This is a genomic window from Citrobacter sp. Cm046 (assembly GCF_030333065.1).
GTDB lineage: Bacteria > Pseudomonadota > Gammaproteobacteria > Enterobacterales > Enterobacteriaceae > Citrobacter > Citrobacter murliniae.
Genome location: NZ_JAOWGP010000034.1, coordinates 89,859 through 107,762, shown reverse-complemented (window position 1 = coordinate 107,762; position 17,904 = coordinate 89,859). Strand labels below are relative to the sequence as shown.

Annotated in this window: 13 protein-coding genes; 8 read left to right on the top strand and 5 right to left on the bottom strand. The window is 52.5% G+C overall.

Features of this window, described 5'->3' with window-relative positions; translation table 11 throughout:
* Positions 1-2: 2 nt before the first annotated feature.
* Together gsiA and iaaA are read right to left on the bottom strand one after the other, a co-directional pair.
* Positions 3-1,874 carry a glutathione ABC transporter ATP-binding protein GsiA gene (gsiA, locus tag OGX98_RS05340; protein WP_048221784.1) on the bottom strand — a complete coding sequence of 624 codons (1,872 nt, stop codon included), beginning with the start codon at positions 1,872-1,874 and terminating at the stop codon, positions 3-5.
* A complete protein-coding gene (gene iaaA, locus OGX98_RS05335; protein ID WP_286594932.1) occupies positions 1,861-2,826 on the bottom strand; it encodes a beta-aspartyl-peptidase in 966 nt (321 codons plus the stop codon). Before iaaA ends, gsiA begins: the two co-directional genes overlap by 14 nt.
* A gap of 201 nt (positions 2,827-3,027) precedes the next feature.
* Between iaaA and moeA the strand changes: the two genes are divergently transcribed.
* Positions 3,028-4,263 carry a molybdopterin molybdotransferase MoeA gene (moeA, locus tag OGX98_RS05330; protein ID WP_045441206.1) on the top strand — a complete coding sequence of 412 codons (1,236 nt, stop codon included), beginning with the start codon at positions 3,028-3,030 and terminating at the stop codon, positions 4,261-4,263.
* On the top strand, positions 4,263-5,012 hold the full coding sequence (gene moeB, locus OGX98_RS05325; RefSeq protein WP_225760691.1) for a molybdopterin-synthase adenylyltransferase MoeB: 750 nt from the start codon (positions 4,263-4,265) through the stop codon (positions 5,010-5,012). The genes moeA and moeB overlap by 1 nt, the downstream gene beginning before the upstream one ends.
* Before the next feature lie 50 nt (positions 5,013-5,062).
* On the opposite strand, the gene OGX98_RS05320 is transcribed toward moeB, so the two are convergent.
* A complete protein-coding gene (locus tag OGX98_RS05320; RefSeq protein WP_286594931.1) occupies positions 5,063-6,004 on the bottom strand; it encodes an Rpn family recombination-promoting nuclease/putative transposase in 942 nt (313 codons plus the stop codon).
* A 177-nt stretch (positions 6,005-6,181) separates the two neighbouring features.
* A complete protein-coding gene (gene fsa / locus OGX98_RS05315; protein WP_200010680.1) occupies positions 6,182-6,844 on the bottom strand; it encodes a fructose-6-phosphate aldolase in 663 nt (220 codons plus the stop codon).
* Positions 6,845-6,974: 130 nt separating this feature from the next.
* Here fsa and OGX98_RS05310 point away from each other — a divergent pair, with 130 nt between their 5' ends.
* The 4 genes from OGX98_RS05310 to OGX98_RS05295 all read left to right on the top strand — a co-directional run bounded on the left by OGX98_RS05310 (position 6,975) and on the right by OGX98_RS05295 (position 12,789).
* Positions 6,975-7,874, top strand: coding sequence for a glycyl-radical enzyme activating protein (locus tag OGX98_RS05310; protein ID WP_200010677.1), 900 nt, complete (start codon positions 6,975-6,977; stop codon positions 7,872-7,874).
* Between the two features lie 5 nt (positions 7,875-7,879).
* Positions 7,880-10,312, top strand: a complete 2,433-nt coding sequence (locus tag OGX98_RS05305; protein WP_048221788.1) for a glycyl radical protein — start codon at positions 7,880-7,882, stop codon at positions 10,310-10,312.
* 248 nt (positions 10,313-10,560) lie between these two features.
* Positions 10,561-11,376, top strand: a complete 816-nt coding sequence (locus OGX98_RS05300; RefSeq protein ID WP_048221789.1) for a Cof-type HAD-IIB family hydrolase — start codon at positions 10,561-10,563, stop codon at positions 11,374-11,376.
* A gap of 150 nt (positions 11,377-11,526) precedes the next feature.
* Positions 11,527-12,789, top strand: coding sequence for a DUF1479 domain-containing protein (locus OGX98_RS05295; protein ID WP_045441199.1), 1,263 nt, complete (start codon positions 11,527-11,529; stop codon positions 12,787-12,789).
* Here OGX98_RS05295 and OGX98_RS05290 read toward each other — a convergent pair.
* Positions 12,786-13,859, bottom strand: coding sequence for a LacI family DNA-binding transcriptional regulator (locus OGX98_RS05290; protein ID WP_045441198.1), 1,074 nt, complete (start codon positions 13,857-13,859; stop codon positions 12,786-12,788). The genes OGX98_RS05295 and OGX98_RS05290 overlap by 4 nt on opposite strands.
* A gap of 287 nt (positions 13,860-14,146) precedes the next feature.
* On the opposite strand from OGX98_RS05290, the gene OGX98_RS05285 reads away from it, so the two are divergent.
* Together OGX98_RS05285 and OGX98_RS05280 are read left to right on the top strand one after the other, a co-directional pair.
* Positions 14,147-15,448: an MFS transporter gene (locus tag OGX98_RS05285; protein ID WP_045441197.1), complete on the top strand. Its 1,302-nt coding sequence runs from the start codon at positions 14,147-14,149 to the stop codon at positions 15,446-15,448.
* Positions 15,449-15,465: 17 nt separating this feature from the next.
* Positions 15,466-17,829, top strand: a complete 2,364-nt coding sequence (locus tag OGX98_RS05280) for a glycoside hydrolase family 31 protein (RefSeq protein WP_286594929.1) — start codon at positions 15,466-15,468, stop codon at positions 17,827-17,829.
* Positions 17,830-17,904 lie beyond the last annotated feature (75 nt).

The window sequence follows — 17,904 nt, the reverse complement described above, 5'->3', positions numbered from 1 at the left end:
TGTTATAAACGCGAAAGCGCATTATCCGCTTGCGAACGCGCAACATAATGCCCCGGCCCAACTAACTGGAGTGAGACGGGGAAGATTTCTTCACCGCGTTTGCGGATATTGCTGGGGATATCATCCGACAGCAGTACGCGCTGCGGCCGGTGATGAGATGGGTCGGCGACTGGTACTGCCGACATCAATTTTCGGGTATAGGGATGTTGAGGATTTTCAAACACCGCCCGCCGGGTCCCAATTTCTACAATTTGTCCCAGATACATCACCGCCACACGGTGACTGATACGCTCTACTACCGCCATATCGTGAGAAATAAACAGGTATGCGATACCCATTTCGCGCTGCAGGTCGAGCAACAGGTTGATAATCTGTCCACGAATTGAGACATCCAGTGCGGAAACAGACTCATCGGCGATAATCACTTTCGGATTCAGCGCCAGCGCCCGGGCAATGCAAATGCGCTGACGCTGCCCGCCTGAAAATTCATGCGGATAACGCCAGGCATGCTCAGGAAGCAAGCCAACACGCTCCAGCAACCATGCCACGCGTTTTGCCGCTGCATCGCCTTGCAGTAAACCATGAACCCGCAGCGGTTCCAGAATCGAATATCCCACCGTCTGGCGAGGATCCAGTGATGCATAAGGGTCCTGGAAGATAAATTGTATATCCCGGCGCAGCGGCTGCAGCTTGCTGGCCGCCAGCGTATCAATACGTTGGCCGTTGAACGTTATCTCCCCACGCTGGGACTCCACCAGACGCAACAACGCGCGCCCGGTGGTGGACTTACCGCAGCCTGACTCCCCAACCAGCGATAGCGTTTCACCGGGCCAGAGATCAAAGCTGACGTTTTCTACTGCATGAACTTCGCGAGTTACGCGATTAAGAATGCCGCTACGCAATGGAAAACGCGTCACCAGATTGCGTACCCGCAAAATCGGCTCCCCCTCAACCACGGTGTCCTGTTCAGTCTCTGGTTCAATATGGTCAGGATCATGCAGGGAAATAAGCGGAAACCGACGCGGAAGGTCATGCCCGCTCATCGCTCCAAGCTGCGGTACGGCTGCCAGAAGCGCTTTAGTGTAGGGATGTTGGGGGGCGTGAAAAATCTGTTCAACGCTGCCGGTTTCTACAGCTTCCCCCTGATACATTACCAGCACACGATCGGCTATATCGGCAACAACCCCCATATCGTGGGTGATAAATATCACTCCCATGGACATATCCTGCTGTAACACTTTGATCAGCTGAAGGATCTGTGACTGAATAGTGACATCCAGCGCAGTTGTCGGCTCATCAGCAATCAATACCGCAGGACGGCAAGAGAGCGCCATCGCAATCATCACCCGCTGACGCATGCCGCCGGAAAGCTGATGCGGGTAGCGCGATAAAATGGCCCTCGACTCGGGAATACGCACCTGGTCGAGCATTCGTTTGGCCTCCGCCATCGCATCTTCACGATTTGCGCCCTGATGTAAGCGAATAGACTCGGCAATCTGTTCGCCAACGGTAAACACCGGGTTGAGTGACGTCATCGGCTCCTGGAAGATCATCGCGATATCCGCACCGCGTACATGACGCATCTGCGAGGCGCTTTGTTCACCGAGCTCAATTACCTGTCGGTTGCGTCGCCGAAGCAGCATCTCATCGCAACTTACTTCACCGCCCGCCTGTTCTATCAGACGCATTAGTGACAAAGCAGTTACTGATTTCCCTGAACCGGATTCGCCAACAATCGCCAGCGTTTCTCCACGCTTCAGGCGAAATGACAGATTACGCACCGCGCTGATACGTTGCTGCTCCTGCTCAAAGGCAATATTCAGGTTGCTGACCGCCAGCACATCGCTGACATCAAGCTCATCACTGTGTGGCAACGGTATCTCCTTTCTCCCGGTAAATACCGGTAGTTGGCGTATCGCCGGCATATCCCCATGCACGGTACATGCCTTCACTATTAAACGGTAAAGCGACGTTACCTTCATGATCGACGGCGATTAGCCCACCGCTGCCGCCCAACGCCGGTAATTTCTCCATCACCACGCGTTCGCACGCCTCTGATAAGCTCAGACCGCCATAATCCATCAGCGCCGCAATGTCATAAGCAGCCAGCGCACGAATAAATACTTCGCCAGTTCCCGTACAGGAGACAGCAACACTGGCATTATTGGCATAACACCCCGCACCGACCAGCGGACTGTCACCGACGCGCCCCGGCAATTTGTTGGTCATACCACCCGTTGATGTCGCAGCAGCCAGATTGCCGTACTGATCCAGCGCTACCGCACCGACGGTCCCCATTTTATTGCGTTCGTCCAATGGCGAACCACTATGATCAAGTATCGTCTCATCCGCCGTACGCGCCGCCACAAGCTGTGCAAAACGCTCTGGTGTAGAGAAAATATCGGCAGCAACGCGCGTCATTCCCTGCGCAATGGCAAAATTTTCCGCCCCTTCCCCCACCATCATGACATGCGGACTGTGCTCCATCACCAGACGAGCAGCAAGGATCGGGTTTCGCAGGTGGCTAACCCCGGCAACAGCTCCCGCCTTCAGCGTATTACCGTCCATAACGCAAGCATCCAGCTCATGGGTTTCATCACGGGTAAACACCGCACCAATTCCGGCATTGAACAGAGGGCACTCTTCAAGCAGGCGTACGGCTTCGGTGACGACATCCAGCGCGTTTTGACCCGCTTCAAGCATCCGTTGCCCCACCTCAACGACATCTGACAGCGCCTGTATATAACGTAACTCCTGCTCCTGACTCAGTTGTGAGCGGGTTATTGCGCCAGCACCACCGTGAATTGCAATGACTGCTTTGCTCATTTTTATCGTCCATTAAGGTGGCTGGTATCGGGGTTATAAATATCAGAAATTCTGTGAGTTATTGATTCGATTTTTGAATATAGAAAGATGCAGACGTCATGTAAAGATAAAGCCCCGCACCTAAGACTGAGGTGGCATACTGTCGACGCCTGTTTTCTGACATAATGGCCAGATTCGATTTTGCCTCGCAGGAGTCTTCTCATGGAATTTACCACCGGACTGATGCCGCTCGAAACGGCACTCACTCAGATGCTGTCGTCTATTACCCCACTCACCGCAGTCGAAACGTTGCCCCTGGTTCAATGCTTCGGTCGCATTCTGGCAACTGACGTAGTCTCCCCTTGTGATGTACCGGGATTTGATAACTCGGCAATGGACGGCTACGCGGTACGTGTAGAGGATCTACAATCCGGTCAGCCGCTGACTGTTGCAGGTAAAGCCTTTGCCGGTCAGCCTTACCATGGTGAATGGCCAGCGGGAACCTGCATTCGTATTATGACTGGCGCACCGGTTCCTGCCGGTTGTGAAGCGGTGGTGATGCAGGAACAAACCGAACAAACTGACGGCGGCATCCGTTTTACTGCGGATGTCCGCACCGGGCAAAATATCCGTCGGCGCGGCGAAGATATTTCCAACGGCGCTGTTGTCTTTCCCGCAGGAACTCGCCTGACGACGGCTGAACTCCCCGTTCTGGCATCGCTGGGTATAGCTGAGGTCCAGGTGGTTCGCAAAGTGCGCGTAGCACTCTTCTCCACCGGTGATGAATTGCAGTTGCCAGGCCAACCACTGGGCGACGGACAAATTTATGACACCAACCGCCTGACCGTGCATCTCATGCTGCAACAGTTGGGCTGCGAAGTAATCAACTTAGGCATTATCCGCGACGATCCAAATGCGTTACGCGCGGCGTTTATCGAAGCTGACAGCCAGGCCGACGTGGTTATCAGTTCCGGCGGTGTTTCTGTGGGTGAAGCAGACTACACCAAAACCATACTGGAAGAACTGGGAGAGATCGCGTTCTGGAAGCTGGCGATCAAGCCAGGCAAGCCATTTGCTTTCGGTAAACTAAGCAATAGCTGGTTTTGCGGCCTGCCAGGCAACCCGGTTTCTGCAGCCCTCACCTTCTATCAACTCGTGCAGCCACTTTTAGCGAAACTCAGTGGTAATACGGCCAGCGGGCTTCCACCTCGCCAGCGCGTGCGCACCGCATCACGCCTGAAAAAAACGCCAGGGCGCCTGGATTTCCAACGCGGAGTATTGCAGCGCACGGCAGAGGGCGAACTGGAGGTCACCACCACCGGTCATCAGGGCTCGCATATTTTTAGCTCCTTCAGCCAGGGTAACTGTTTTATTGTACTGGAGCGCGACCGCGGTAACGTGGAGGCCGGAGAGTGGGTAGAGGTCGAACCGTTTAACGCACTGTTTGGAGGCCTGTAATGGCAGAACTCAGCGACCAGGAGATGATGCGCTATAACCGGCAAATCATCCTGCGCGGCTTTGATTTTGAAGGTCAGGAAGCGCTTAAAGAGGCGCGGGTACTGGTCGTTGGTCTGGGAGGACTTGGTTGTGCTGCTACCCAGTACCTGGCGGGTGCGGGTATCGGGCATTTGACCCTGCTCGACTTTGATACCGTTTCAGTTTCTAACCTCCAGCGCCAGACGCTTCACAGCGATGCTACGGTAGGGATGCCAAAAGTAGAGTCTGCTCGAGACGCACTGGCGCGGATCAATCCACATATTACGATTACGCCAATCAATGCGCTGCTGGATGATGCCGCTATTCATACGCTAATTGCTGAGCATGATCTGGTGCTGGATTGTACCGATAATGTCGCGGTGCGTAATCAGCTAAATGCCGCCTGTTTTGCCACTAAGATTCCACTTGTGTCCGGTGCGGCAATTCGCATGGAAGGGCAAATCAGCGTATTTACCTGGCAGGACGGAGAGCCCTGCTATCGCTGCCTGAGCCGACTGTTTGGCGAAAACGCCTTAACCTGCGTGGAAGCCGGGGTGATGTCTCCGCTAATTGGCGTGATCGGTTCATTGCAGGCAATGGAAGCGATTAAGTTACTGGCAAACTACGGTAAACCAGCGACAGGAAAGATCGTGATGTACGATGCAATGACCTGCCAGTTTCGCGAAATGAAGCTAATGCGTAACCCAGGCTGCGAGGTGTGCGGGCAGTAATATGTAGCCCCCGGTGACACACACTCGCCGGGGCTGCATAAAGCCAGTGTTCAATGCCTCTGTGATTTAACATCATCCTCAGAAAGCCCGGTGATTCTGACGATCAACTCCCGTGGAAGACCGTCTTCCAGCATTGAGCCAGCAATACGCAACGCTTCCTCACGGCGCCCTTCGGCTAAACCTTTTTCAAGACCACGTTGCATACCTTCCCGCAGCCCTTTCCTCTGTCCCGCCCTGCGTATTTTTTCTACAATGTTCATTGTACTCTCCTTGTATCCGGGTACCTGCTGCGCCAGTTTACGCATAAATCGACTAAATCTCGGTTTGTGTCCGTGCTGGATAAGCAGGTAATTAAACAGCGCTTTTAGCTGGCTGTCATTAGTGGTTCCAGTAGTCAGGAGCGAGGCCACTTTGTCTGCCAGCCCCATCAGATCACGCCGACGAATATGTTTTTGCATCAGCTCCAGAAGCGCTACGCGTCGGTGCTGCATGATGTCATCATCCGGAACGACTGTGATATCCACTAATGGAAATGCCGACAGGTAAAGCTGATGTGCCAACGCCGGATTATCGAACTCATCCAGCCAGCACAACGAGAAAGGGTAAGGCGTGTCGATGCCGTGATAAAACAGCATCGGTACCACTAACGGTAACGTGTCATGCCCAGCGTCGAGATGGCTTTGCATTGCCGCTATCGCATAACGCATCAGGCGAAACGCCATATGAATATCGGGACTGCTTTGATGTTCAATCACCACATAGATATAACCATCACCCTCACTGGTTTTCATCGACCAGAGCACATCGGAATAATAGGCGCGCAAGTTTTCTTCGATGAAACTGGCGGGTTTCAGTTCTAATGTCGTGAGATCGCATAATGTACGTAACCTGGAGGGAAGATGAATTTCAATAAAGTCGCGGGCAGTCTCCGGATACTTTAAAAATGTTTTAAATAGCGCATCGTGCGGTGTGGAAGTGGACGATTTCTTCATGGTGGTCCGTCACCTGATTCACATAATGACGCGACTGTACTCGCCATCGTGACGGATAACACCCAGACTTTATCGGATATACGAACACAGTTCGGAGATAAACCGCCTCAACTGTAACGGATTCATTTTTGCGGGATAGTGTACGCAGAAATGCCGGGCCAACCCGGCATATTCGGCTTAAAGAGATGTCCGACCAAACGCCCCCTGCCAGTCGTGCTCAAACTTGGCTACAGCGGCATCAACAGCTGGGGAACTTATCATCTGCTGAGCAACATCCAACGGCAGTGTGATGGCTTCGCAGCCGACCAGCAGGCAATCCAGCGCCTGACGTGGCGTTTTAAAGCTGGCAGCCAGAACTTTGGCGTGCGGAGCGTGCATTTTCAGTAAGTTCTGCAGATCGGCCACCATCTGAATCCCATCGCCCCCCTGCGCATCCACGCGGTTAACATAAGGTGCAACGTATTCTGCTCCCGCCAGCGCAGCTAACAATCCCTGTGCCGCACCATATACTCCCGTGCCCAGCGTCGGGATCCCTTCTTCCTTCAGTAACTTAATCGCCGCCAGACCTTCTGCTGTGACCGGTACTTTCACCACGATATCAGGAATAATGGCCCGAAGTTTACGCGCATCGCTAACCATACCCTCAGCGGTCGTCGCCATTACCTGAGCAAACAGACGCCCCCGGCCTCCCATCGCGTCATACAAAGCCGGTAGTAACATCTCCAGCGTCTTCTTGCCTGCTGCCACAATGCTCGGGTTTGTGGTCACTCCTGCCAGCGGAAAAATACGCGCCAGGGCTTTCACCGCGTCAATGTCAGACGTATCTAAATAGAGTTCCATAACCTTTCCTCAACGAATATTTGCCTGGATAAAAGGTAGCACGGCAAAACCTCGCAGTTAGTTGACGCACGTCAATATAACTTTCATTCGAAAGTAATTTAATCTTTATATGAAAGAAAAGAGGCCGCTTATGATTTTCAATATTCAGCGCTATTCCACTCACGATGGTCCCGGTATCCGTACCGTAGTGTTCCTTAAAGGATGCTCCCTGGGCTGTCGCTGGTGCCAGAATCCAGAGAGTCGCGCCCGTACACAGGATCTGTTATACGACGCGCGTCTGTGCCTGGACGGGTGCGACCTGTGTGCTCAGGCCGCACCCGCGGTGATTGAGCGTGCGCTGAACGGCCTGTTAATCCATCGCGAAAAACTAAGTGATGAAGCGATCGCTGCACTGACCCACTGCTGCCCAACTCAGGCACTGACCGTTTGCGGCGAAGTCAAAAGTGTGGAAGAAATCATGTCCACCGTGCTGCGCGATAAACCGTTTTACGATCGCAGCGGTGGCGGGATAACGCTTTCCGGCGGCGAACCGTTTATGCAGCCGGAACTGGCAGCAGAATTATTGAAAGCCAGCCACGACGCAGGTATTCACACGGCCGTCGAAACCTGTCTGCATGTACCCTGGAAGTATATTGAACCTTCATTACCAGACATCGATCTGTTTCTTGCCGATCTAAAACATGTGGCCGATGCGCCGTTTAAACAGTGGACCGATGGTAGCGCCTCACGCGTACTGGAAAATCTGAAAAAACTGGCCGCGGCCGGTAAAAAAATGATTATCCGCGTGCCGTTAATTCAGGGATTCAACGCTGACGAAGCAGCCATCAAAGCCATTACCGATTTTGCCGCCGATGAACTTCACGTCGGTGAGATTCATTTTTTGCCCTACCACACCCTGGGCATCAACAAATACCACTTACTCAGTCAACCCTACAACGCCCCGGATAAACCGCTTGATGCGCCTGCATTGCTTGAATTTGCCGAGCAGTATGCCTGCCATAAAGGTTTAACCGCGACCCTACGAGGATAACCGCCATGACCACACTGAAACTGGATATACTCAGCGATCGTATCAAAGCGCACAAAACGGCCCTGATCCACATCGTGAAACCGCCAGTCTGTACTGAGCGCGCCCAACACTACACCGAGATGTATCAGCAACATCTGGATAAGCCTGTCCCGGTTCGGCGCGCGCTGGCACTAGCGCATCATCTGGCGGAACGAACAATCTGGATCAAGCATGACGAGCTGATTATAGGTAACCAGGCAAGCGAAGTGCGCGCCGCGCCTATCTTCCCGGAATATACCGTTTCCTGGATTGAAAAAGAGATCGACGACCTGGCGGATCGACCAGGCGCAGGCTTTGCGGTTAGCGAAGAAAACAAGCGGGTACTGCATGAAATTTGCCCGTGGTGGCGTGGTCAGACCGTGCAGGATCGCTGCTACGGTATGTTCACCGACGAACAAAAAGGTTTGCTGGAAACCGGTATTATCAAAGCCGAAGGCAACATGACCTCTGGTGATGCGCATCTGGCGGTAAACTTCCCGCTGGTGCTGGAAAAAGGTCTTGATGGTCTGCGCCACAAAGTCGACGAGCGCCGTGCCCGCATTAACCTCACCTGCCTGGAAGACCTGCATGGCGATCAGTTCCTGAAAGCCATTGATATCGTCCTCGACGCGGTGAGTCTGCACATTGAGCGTTTTGCCGACCTGGCGCGTGAAATGGCGGCCACTGAGACCCGCGAAAGTCGCCGCGATGAACTGCTGGCAATAGCGGAAAACTGCGATGTTATTGCCCACCAGCCACCGCAGACCTTCTGGCAAGCGCTGCAATTGTGCTACTTCATCCAGTTGATTCTGCAAATTGAATCAAACGGTCACTCGGTATCGTTTGGTCGCATGGACCAGTATCTCTATCCGTTCTATCGTCGTGACGTGGAGCTGAACCAGTCACTGGATCGTGAGCATGCCATTGAACTGCTGCACAGCTGCTGGCTGAAACTGCTGGAAGTGAACAAAATCCGCTCCGGGTCCCACTCAAAAGCGTCAGCAGGCAGCCCGTTATATCAAAACGTTACCATTGGCGGGCAAAATCTGCTTAACGGTCAACCAACAGATGCGGTCAATCCGCTCTCTTATGCCATTCTGGAATCTTGCGGTCGTCTTCGTTCAACTCAGCCAAACCTCAGCGTGCGCTATCACGCGGGAATGAGTAACGATTTCCTTGATGCCTGCGTACAGGTAATTCGCTGCGGTTTCGGGATGCCGGCCTTTAACAATGATGAAATCGTCATCCCGGAATTCATTAAGCTCGGTATTGAACCTCAGGACGCTTACGACTATGCGGCGATTGGCTGCATCGAAACCGCCGTTGGCGGTAAGTGGGGCTACCGCTGCACCGGAATGAGCTTTATCAACTTTGCCCGCGTAATGCTGGCTGCACTGGAAGGTGGTCGTGATGCCACCAGCGGGAAAGTGTTCCTGCCACAGGAAAAAGCACTCTCCGCGGGTAACTTCGATAATTTCGACGAAGTAATGGCTGCCTGGGATACGCAGATCCGCTATTACACACGTAAATCCATCGAGATTGAGTACGTAGTCGATACCATGCTGGAGGAAAATGTTCATGACATTCTCTGCTCCGCACTGGTAGACGATTGTATTGAGCGTGCAAAAAGCATTAAGCAAGGCGGCGCAAAGTATGACTGGGTATCTGGCTTGCAGGTCGGTATTGCTAACCTCGGCAACAGTCTGGCGGCAGTGAAAAAGTTAGTCTTCGAACAGGGGGTTATTGGTCAGCAACAGCTGGCTGCCGCACTGGAAGATGACTTTGACGGTCTGACTCATGAGCAGTTACGCCAGCGTCTGATCAACGGTGCGCCAAAATACGGTAATGATGATGACAGCGTCGATACTCTGTTGGCCCGCGCTTATCAGACCTATATCGACGAACTGAAACAGTACCATAACCCACGTTACGGCCGTGGCCCGGTTGGTGGCAATTACTATGCCGGTACCTCTTCCATCTCCGCAAACGTGCCGTTTGGTGCAGCAACTATGGCGACGCCGGATGGCCGTAAAGCCCATACTCCGTTGGCGGAAGGCGCGAGCCCGGCCTCCGGCACCGATCATCTCGGTCCGACTGCGGTTATTGGTTCGGTTGGCAAGTTGCCTACCGGCTCGATTCTCGGCGGCGTACTGCTCAATCAGAAACTGAATCCAGCGACGCTGGAGAATGAGTCTGATAAGCAGAAACTAATGATCCTGCTGCGCACCTTCTTTGAAGAGCACAAAGGCTGGCATATTCAGTACAACATCGTTTCCCGTGAAACGCTGCTGGAAGCCAAAAAACATCCGGATCAGTATCGTGATCTGGTGGTGCGTGTCGCTGGCTACTCCGCCTTCTTCACCGCCCTGTCTCCGGATGCGCAGGACGATATCATCGCCCGTACGGAACATATGCTGTAGCACCAATCGGATAACTACCGTGTTTATCCAGTCTTGAACCATTCCCCAATGGATTTCAAGTTGCAGGAACGCGGCAAGGCGGTACGTCCCCAGGAGCTTACATCAGTAAGCGACTGGGGCGAACCACCACTGCCAACGCACCTGTGGCGTGAAAGACGAAGTGGAAACTTTCATTCGAAATTAAATTTGTGCTGTAGGTCACATTGTTATTAGAATGTTGCTGGTTGCAGTGAAAGCCAGGAGCATTTATGACCATCAAAGTTATCGTCACCGATATGGACGGAACTTTTCTCGACGACGCCAAGCAATACGATCGTGAACGATTTATGGCGCAGTATCAGCAATTGAAAAAACAAGGCATTGAATTTGTCGTCGCCAGCGGTAACCAGTATTACCAGCTCATTTCCTTTTTCCCGGAACTCAAAGATGAGATCTCTTTTGTCGCAGAGAACGGTGCGCTGGTGTATGAGCATGGTAAACAGCTGTTTCACGGCGAGCTTACCCGCCATGAATCCCGTATCGTCATTGGCGAGCTGCTAAAAGATAAACAGCTCAACTTCGTAGCCTGTGGTCTGCAAAGCGCCTACGTCAGTGAAAATGCGCCGGACGCCTTTGTCTCCCTGATGTCGAAACACTATCACCGGCTAAAACCGGTAAAGGATTATCAGGATATCGATGATGTGCTGTTTAAGTTCTCACTAAATCTGCCCGATCAGCAAATCCCGTTGGTAATTGACCATCTGCATACCTCGCTGGACGGCATTATGAAGCCCGTCACCAGCGGCTTTGGCTTTATTGACCTGATTATTCCAGGTTTGCACAAAGCGAATGGTATCAGCCGCCTGCTAAAACGCTGGAACCTGTCTCCGCAGAACGTGGTAGCAATTGGCGACAGCGGCAACGATGCAGAAATGCTGAAAATGGCACGCTACTCTTTCGCCATGGCAAACGCAGCCGAGAGCATCAAATCCATTGCCCGTTATCAGACCAGTGATAACAACCATCAGGGTGCTCTGAACGTGATTCAGGCCGTGCTGGATAACACCTCCCCCTTTAACGCCTGAGCCTGTCTACCGGAGTACTCCACTCCGGTTTTCTCTCTTTTTGCATTCTGCGCCCTCATCAAATTATTAAACTTGCATTAACTTATTTATAACTTATATTGTCATATGTAAGTTAAATTAGTTTCGAATGAAGATTTATGTGAGGTGGTTATGGCTTTTACTTTTACCAGCGACACATTGCCTGCTGATCATAAAGCAGCAATCCGTCAGATGAAGCAGGAACTGCGGGCGCAACTTGGTGATGTCCAACAGATCTTCAATCAGCTTAGCGATACCATTGCCACGAGGGTGGCAGAGATCAACGCCCTCAAAGCGCAGGGTGATGCCGTCTGGCCGATGCTCTCTTATGCCGATATCAAAGCAGGTACTGTCACATCAGAACAGCGTGAGCTGATTAAACGTCGCGGATGCGCGGTTATCAAAGGCCATTTCCCCCGCGAACAGGCTCTCGGCTGGGATCAGTCAATGTTGGACTATCTGGACCGCAACCGCTTTGATGAGGTCTACAAAGGACCGGGAGACAATTTCTTCGGTACCCTGAGCGCATCACGTCCTGAGATCTATCCGATTTACTGGTCACAGGCGCAAATGCAGGCCCGCCAGAGCGAGGAGATGGCTAATGCGCAGTCGCTTCTCAACCGGCTGTGGACGTTTGAAAGCGAGGGTAAACAGTGGTTTAACCCGGACGTCAGCGTCATCTATCCGGACCGTATTCGCCGCCGCCCACCGGGAACCACCTCTAAAGGCCTTGGAGCACATACTGACTCAGGTGCACTGGAACGCTGGCTGCTTCCGGCCTATCAGCGCGTTTTCGCCAACGTCTTTAATGGCAATCTGGCGAAATACGATCCGTGGCATGCGGCGCACCGCACTGAAGTCGAAGAGTACACGGTGGATAACACGACCAAATGTTCGGTGTTTCGTACATTCCAGGGCTGGACAGCGTTGTCCGATATGTTGCCAGGCCAGGGGCTGTTGCACGTAGTGCCTGTTCCTGAAGCCATGGCCTATATTCTGTTGCGGCCACTTCTGGATGATGTCCCGGAAGATGAACTGTGCGGCGTAGCGCCAGGAAGAGTGCTGCCGGTTTCAGAACAATGGCATCCGCTGCTGATCGAAGCGCTAACCAGCATTCCACAACTGGAGGCCGGAGATTCCGTCTGGTGGCATTGCGATGTGATCCACTCCGTAGCCCCTGTAGAAAATCAACAGGGCTGGGGTAATGTGATGTACATTCCCGCCGCACCGATGTGCGAGAAAAATCTCGCCTACGCCCATAAAGTGAAGGCGGCACTGGAAAAAGGCGCATCACCGGGCGATTTTCCGCGCGAAGATTATGAAACCGACTGGGAAGGACGCTTTAGGCTGGAGGATTTGAATATCCACGGCAAACGCGCACTGGGAATGATTTAATCATCATACAGGCCTTCTCTCTCTACGGCGGTGCGTCGTTTTCCCTGACGTATCCGCCGGACTGATTCACGTATTGTCAACGCGCCATTAAGCAACAGAGTGCCAATCGGGGCATCGGGTCGCACCAGCCGTTGCTGGAGCATATGTACCGCCTCAATGCCCAACTCATCACGTGGAACGTGTACTGCAGTTAAGAGAACATCCTGAACTGCCGCCAGATTAAAGCCATCAATGCTCATCACCGAGACATCCTGTGGTACCCGTAGCCCGTGCTTTTGCAGGGCACTGATCGTCCCTGCCGCCATAAAATCCCCGCCAACCAGAAACGCGGTCGGTAGCGTTTTCGCCGACGTCTGCTTCAGCCATTCGCTTATTTGTAGCTCCGTTTCTTTTGCACTGAAACTGGGCACCACCAGTAGATCGCGTTTGTCATTAAATTTCAGATTTCGCGATTGCCACGCATCGCGGATCCCTGCCAGCCGAAGCTCCATGGTGTAACGACGCAGACAAAGCACGTTGATGATTTCCCGATGTCCCATTTCAAAAAGGTATTCGGCCGCCAGTTCGCCAACCGCACGATGATCGGGAGCGATTGCAGGCAAACGAACATGCCTGTCGCGACAATTGATCAACACACACGGTTTGCCGACATCAACCATAAGATCATGAATATGCGGATCGTCAATGCCCAGCAAAATCACCGCCTGCGTTTCCGGCTCATTGATGCGTGTCAGAAAAAGCTGTGCATCACTATCCAACTCCTCCAGCGCGCAGTAACGCAGCCTTACTTCATGGGAAGCCAAGCCTTTACTTAAACTTTGCAGAACGCGGAAATAAAAGATATCAGACCGCTCATCGAATGCCCGTTGCGGTGCAAAAACCAACAGATTATTCAGCAACAGTCGACCCGCAGCCATTCCCTCCATCACCCCCAGTTCCCGCGCACATGCCAGCACCTTACTCCGTGCTTTTTCGCTGGTGTTGGCCTTCCCTGCGAGAACGCGGGAAACAGTGCTGATAGAGAGCTGCGTCCGGGCAGCAATTTCTGCGATTTTTAACCTTTTATCCATTTTGTGATCTCGGTCCACCAGGTAAATGAAAAAATTTTCACAGCACTCAGATTAAGCAGTAACTGACCTCGAAAGCATGATGCCAAATTCAGAGGCATGGTTATGAGAAAGCTTGCACAAATTCTGCTATTACCGACCAAATTTCTCGCTTAAGGTTAATTTGCACAACGCTTCCATACTAGTTTGATATCAGTATTAATTAAAAAAACAATTAACTATCAAAGTGATAGATATATATCAATCGAAATGGATTTCCCCCTACATCGTCCGTCTTGTGGAGAGAAAAAATGAGTCAGGACATTAACAACACGGTTGCGGCAAATAAAACTCGCCGGGTGATTAAAAATTTGCGCTGGTATGTGCTGGTGCTTTTTTTACTTGGCGTGACGGTTAACTACATCACCCGAAACTCTTTGGGTATTCTGGCTCCGGAGCTAAAACTGAGCCTGGGTATTACCACCGAACAATATTCCTGGATTGTCGGTGCCTTCCAGCTTGCCTATACACTTTTTCAACCTCTGTGCGGCTGGTTAATTGATGTAATCGGTCTGAAGCTCGGCTTTATGGTCTGCGCATGCTTGTGGGCTATTGCTTGTATCGCTCACGCGGGTGCTGGTAGCTGGCTGCATTTGGCGATCCTGCGCTTCTTTATGGGCGGTGCGGAAGCCGCCGCCACCCCAGCCAACGCCAAAACCCTTGGCGAATGGTTCCCGAAAGCTGAACGTCCTGTTGCTGCCGGTTGGGCTGGTGTGGGTTTCTCGATTGGCGCAATGCTCGCTCCACCAATTATTTATTTCGCGCACGCCTCATTTGGCTGGCAGGGCGCATTCATGTTCACTGGTGTGCTGGCGCTGCTGTGGGTCATTCTGTGGTGGGTGTTCTACCATAATCCGGAACAGCACCCGAATCTTAGCAAAGACGAGCTGGCCTGGATCAAGCAGGATAATGAAGCCGCCCCGGTAAAACTGCCCTTTTTCACCTCTCTGAAAGATGTCGCTAAAAACAAACGTTTTTACGGTATTGCCATCCCTGCTTTTATGGCCGAACCGGCCTGGGCAGTGTTCAGTTTTTGGATGCCGCTCTACTTCGCCAAAGAATACGATATGGATCTGAAGCAGATTGCCTTATTCGCCTGGCTACCGTTTCTCGCCGCCGACCTGGGTAGCGTAGCAAGTGGTTATCTGACCAAACTCTATACCCGCCTGTTCGGCTGTTCACGAGTTAACTCAACCATCGCCAGTTCTGTCACCGGCGCATTCCTGATGATTTCACTTGCCGTGGTAGCGCTCACCCGGGATCCGATTATTGCCGTGATCCTGATGTCCATTGGCGGCTTCGGGCATCAGATCATCTCCTGCATGTTAAGTGCGCTGGTCGTAGAGTCGTTTGATAAAGGCCAGATGGCGACCGTGAACGGCATGCGTGGTTCGGCGGCATGGATCGCCAGCTTCCTGTTCTCCCTTTTAATTGGGGTTACCGCTGACAAAATCGGCTTTAACCCGCTATTCATCGCCATGGGTTTCTTCGACCTGATTGGCGCTATTTTCCTGGTGGCATTTATTGCTGAACGTCGCGCCAAGCGCGCTTGATAGTGGATGTATTGCATATGAAAACCCTGAAGACCTGGACCGTTAATAAGCAGTCGGCTCATCATCTGGAACTGCTGGTGGATAACCAGCACCACCTGTGCCTGTACGTACTGGAAGACAATCTGTTCCGCGTACTGATTAGACGCAAAGGTGAACTGGCGCTGGACAGAACCTGGAGCATCGCCCCGCAGCAAGATGTCCCCTGGGAGGGGCGTCATCGCGATGATTTAAGCGGTTTTACCTGCCCTGCGTGGACTCTGGAACAACAGGATGAAACGGTGACAATCAGCACTAAACAGCTACGGGTCACTATACATAACCCCCTGTGGCTGGAATGGCACTATCGTAATGACGCCGGAGAATGGCAACCGCTTGCCAGCGATCGCGCAACCAGTGCCTACCTGCTAAATGCGCACGGAGATGGCGTGGCGCACTACCTGAGTCGTCGCAAAGATGAGCGTTTTTATGGCTTAGGTGAAAAAGCAGGTAATTTGCAGCGCAATGGCAAACGCTATGAAATGCGTAATCTTGATGCAATGGGTTATAACGCTGTCAGCACCGACCCGTTGTACAAACATATTCCGTTTACTATTACCCGTCGTGATGATGTGAGCTACGGTCTGTTTTATGACAATCTGAGCAGTTGCTGGCTGGATCTGGGAAATGAAATTGACAACTATCACACCGCGTATCGCCGCTGGCAGGCAGAAGCTGGAGATATTGATTACTACATGTTTACCGGAAAACGCGTCCTGGACGTCACCAAAGCGTTTGTACGTTTGACCGGAAAAACCCTGTTCGGACCTAAGTGGAGCCTGGGGTATAGCGGCTCGACGATGCATTACACTGACGCCCCGGATGCACAGAATCAGCTAATGAACTTCATTCGCCTGTGCGATAAGCATGCAATACCGTGCGATTCATTCCAGCTCTCTTCCGGCTATACCTCGATCAATGGTAAGCGCTACGTCTTCAACTGGAACTACGATAAAGTGCCGCAGCCGAAAGTGATGTCCCGCGCCTTCCATGAAGCTGGACTGAAACTCGCGGCAAACATCAAACCGTGCTTATTGCAAGACCACCCACGCTATAACGAAGTCGCCGAAAAGAGCCTGTTCATTCGTGATTCAGAAACGAATGCGCCGGAACGCTCAAGTTTCTGGGATGACGAAGGGTCTAACCTCGACTTTACCAACCCACAAACCATTCAGTGGTGGCAGGAAGGAGTTACTACCCAACTGCTGGAAATGGGCATCGACTCGACCTGGAACGACAACAACGAGTTTGAAGTCTGGGACGGTGAAGCACGCTGCAACGGCTTTGGTCAGGAGATTGCTATCAAGCACATTCGACCAGTGATGCCACTGCTCATGATGCGTGCCTCGCTGGAAGCACAACAGCGGTTTGCCCCGGAAAAACGTCCCTATCTGATCTCGCGTTCAGGCTGCGCCGGAATGCAACGCTACGTGCAAACCTGGAGCGGCGATAACCGTACCAGTTGGGACACACTGCGCTATAACACGCGGATGGGGCTGGGGATGAGTCTTTCCGGGCTGTATAACGTCGGTCACGACGTTGGCGGTTTTTCAGGCAACAAACCAGATGCCGAACTGTTTGTACGCTGGATACAAAACGGCGTGATGCACCCACGCTTTACCATCCATTCCTGGAATGATGACCATACAGTCAATGAACCCTGGATGTACCCAGGCGTCACCCCGGCCATTCGCAGCGCGATTGAACTACGTTACCGTCTGCTGCCCTACTTTTATACGCTGCTCTGGCAGGCGCATGCCGACGACGAACCAATGCTGCGTCCTACGTTCCTCGACCATGAACACGATGAGCAGACATTCGAAGAGTGCGATGACTTTCTGCTTGGCCGCGATATTTTAGTCGCCAGCGTGGTTGAGGCGGGCCAACGCCAGCGTCGCGTCTGGTTACCGGACAATGAAACCGGCTGGTACGATTTCTACACCCACGAATGGTTCTCCGGCGGTCAGTGGATCACCCGCGATGCCCCGCTGGAAAAACTGCCGCTACTGGTGCGTGCAGGTGCCGGTTTGCCAGTCAGCGAACGTATCAGTCACGTCAGTGTAGAGGAAGACAATAAGCGTGAGCTGAAGTTGTTCCCACTCAAAGGTGTGGGAACGGCAACAGGTCTGCTGTTTGAAGACGATGGTGAAAGCTGGGGCTATCAGAACGGTAATGCCTTGTGGGTTGAATGGGAGATGATATGTGACAGTTCAACCATTAACCTCAAGGTTAAATCCCGTGGCGATTATCGTCCGGCGTGGAAAGCGCTGAAAGTTTCGTTACCGATAGGGGAACAACGCCAACTGTTGGTGAATGGTAAAGACGGGAGTGAGTGGGTGGTGTAATTGAATGCCGGGTGGCAACTTCGCCTTACCCGGCTTACAAGGCAGACTATTGGCCCGGTCAGCGTAGCGCCACCG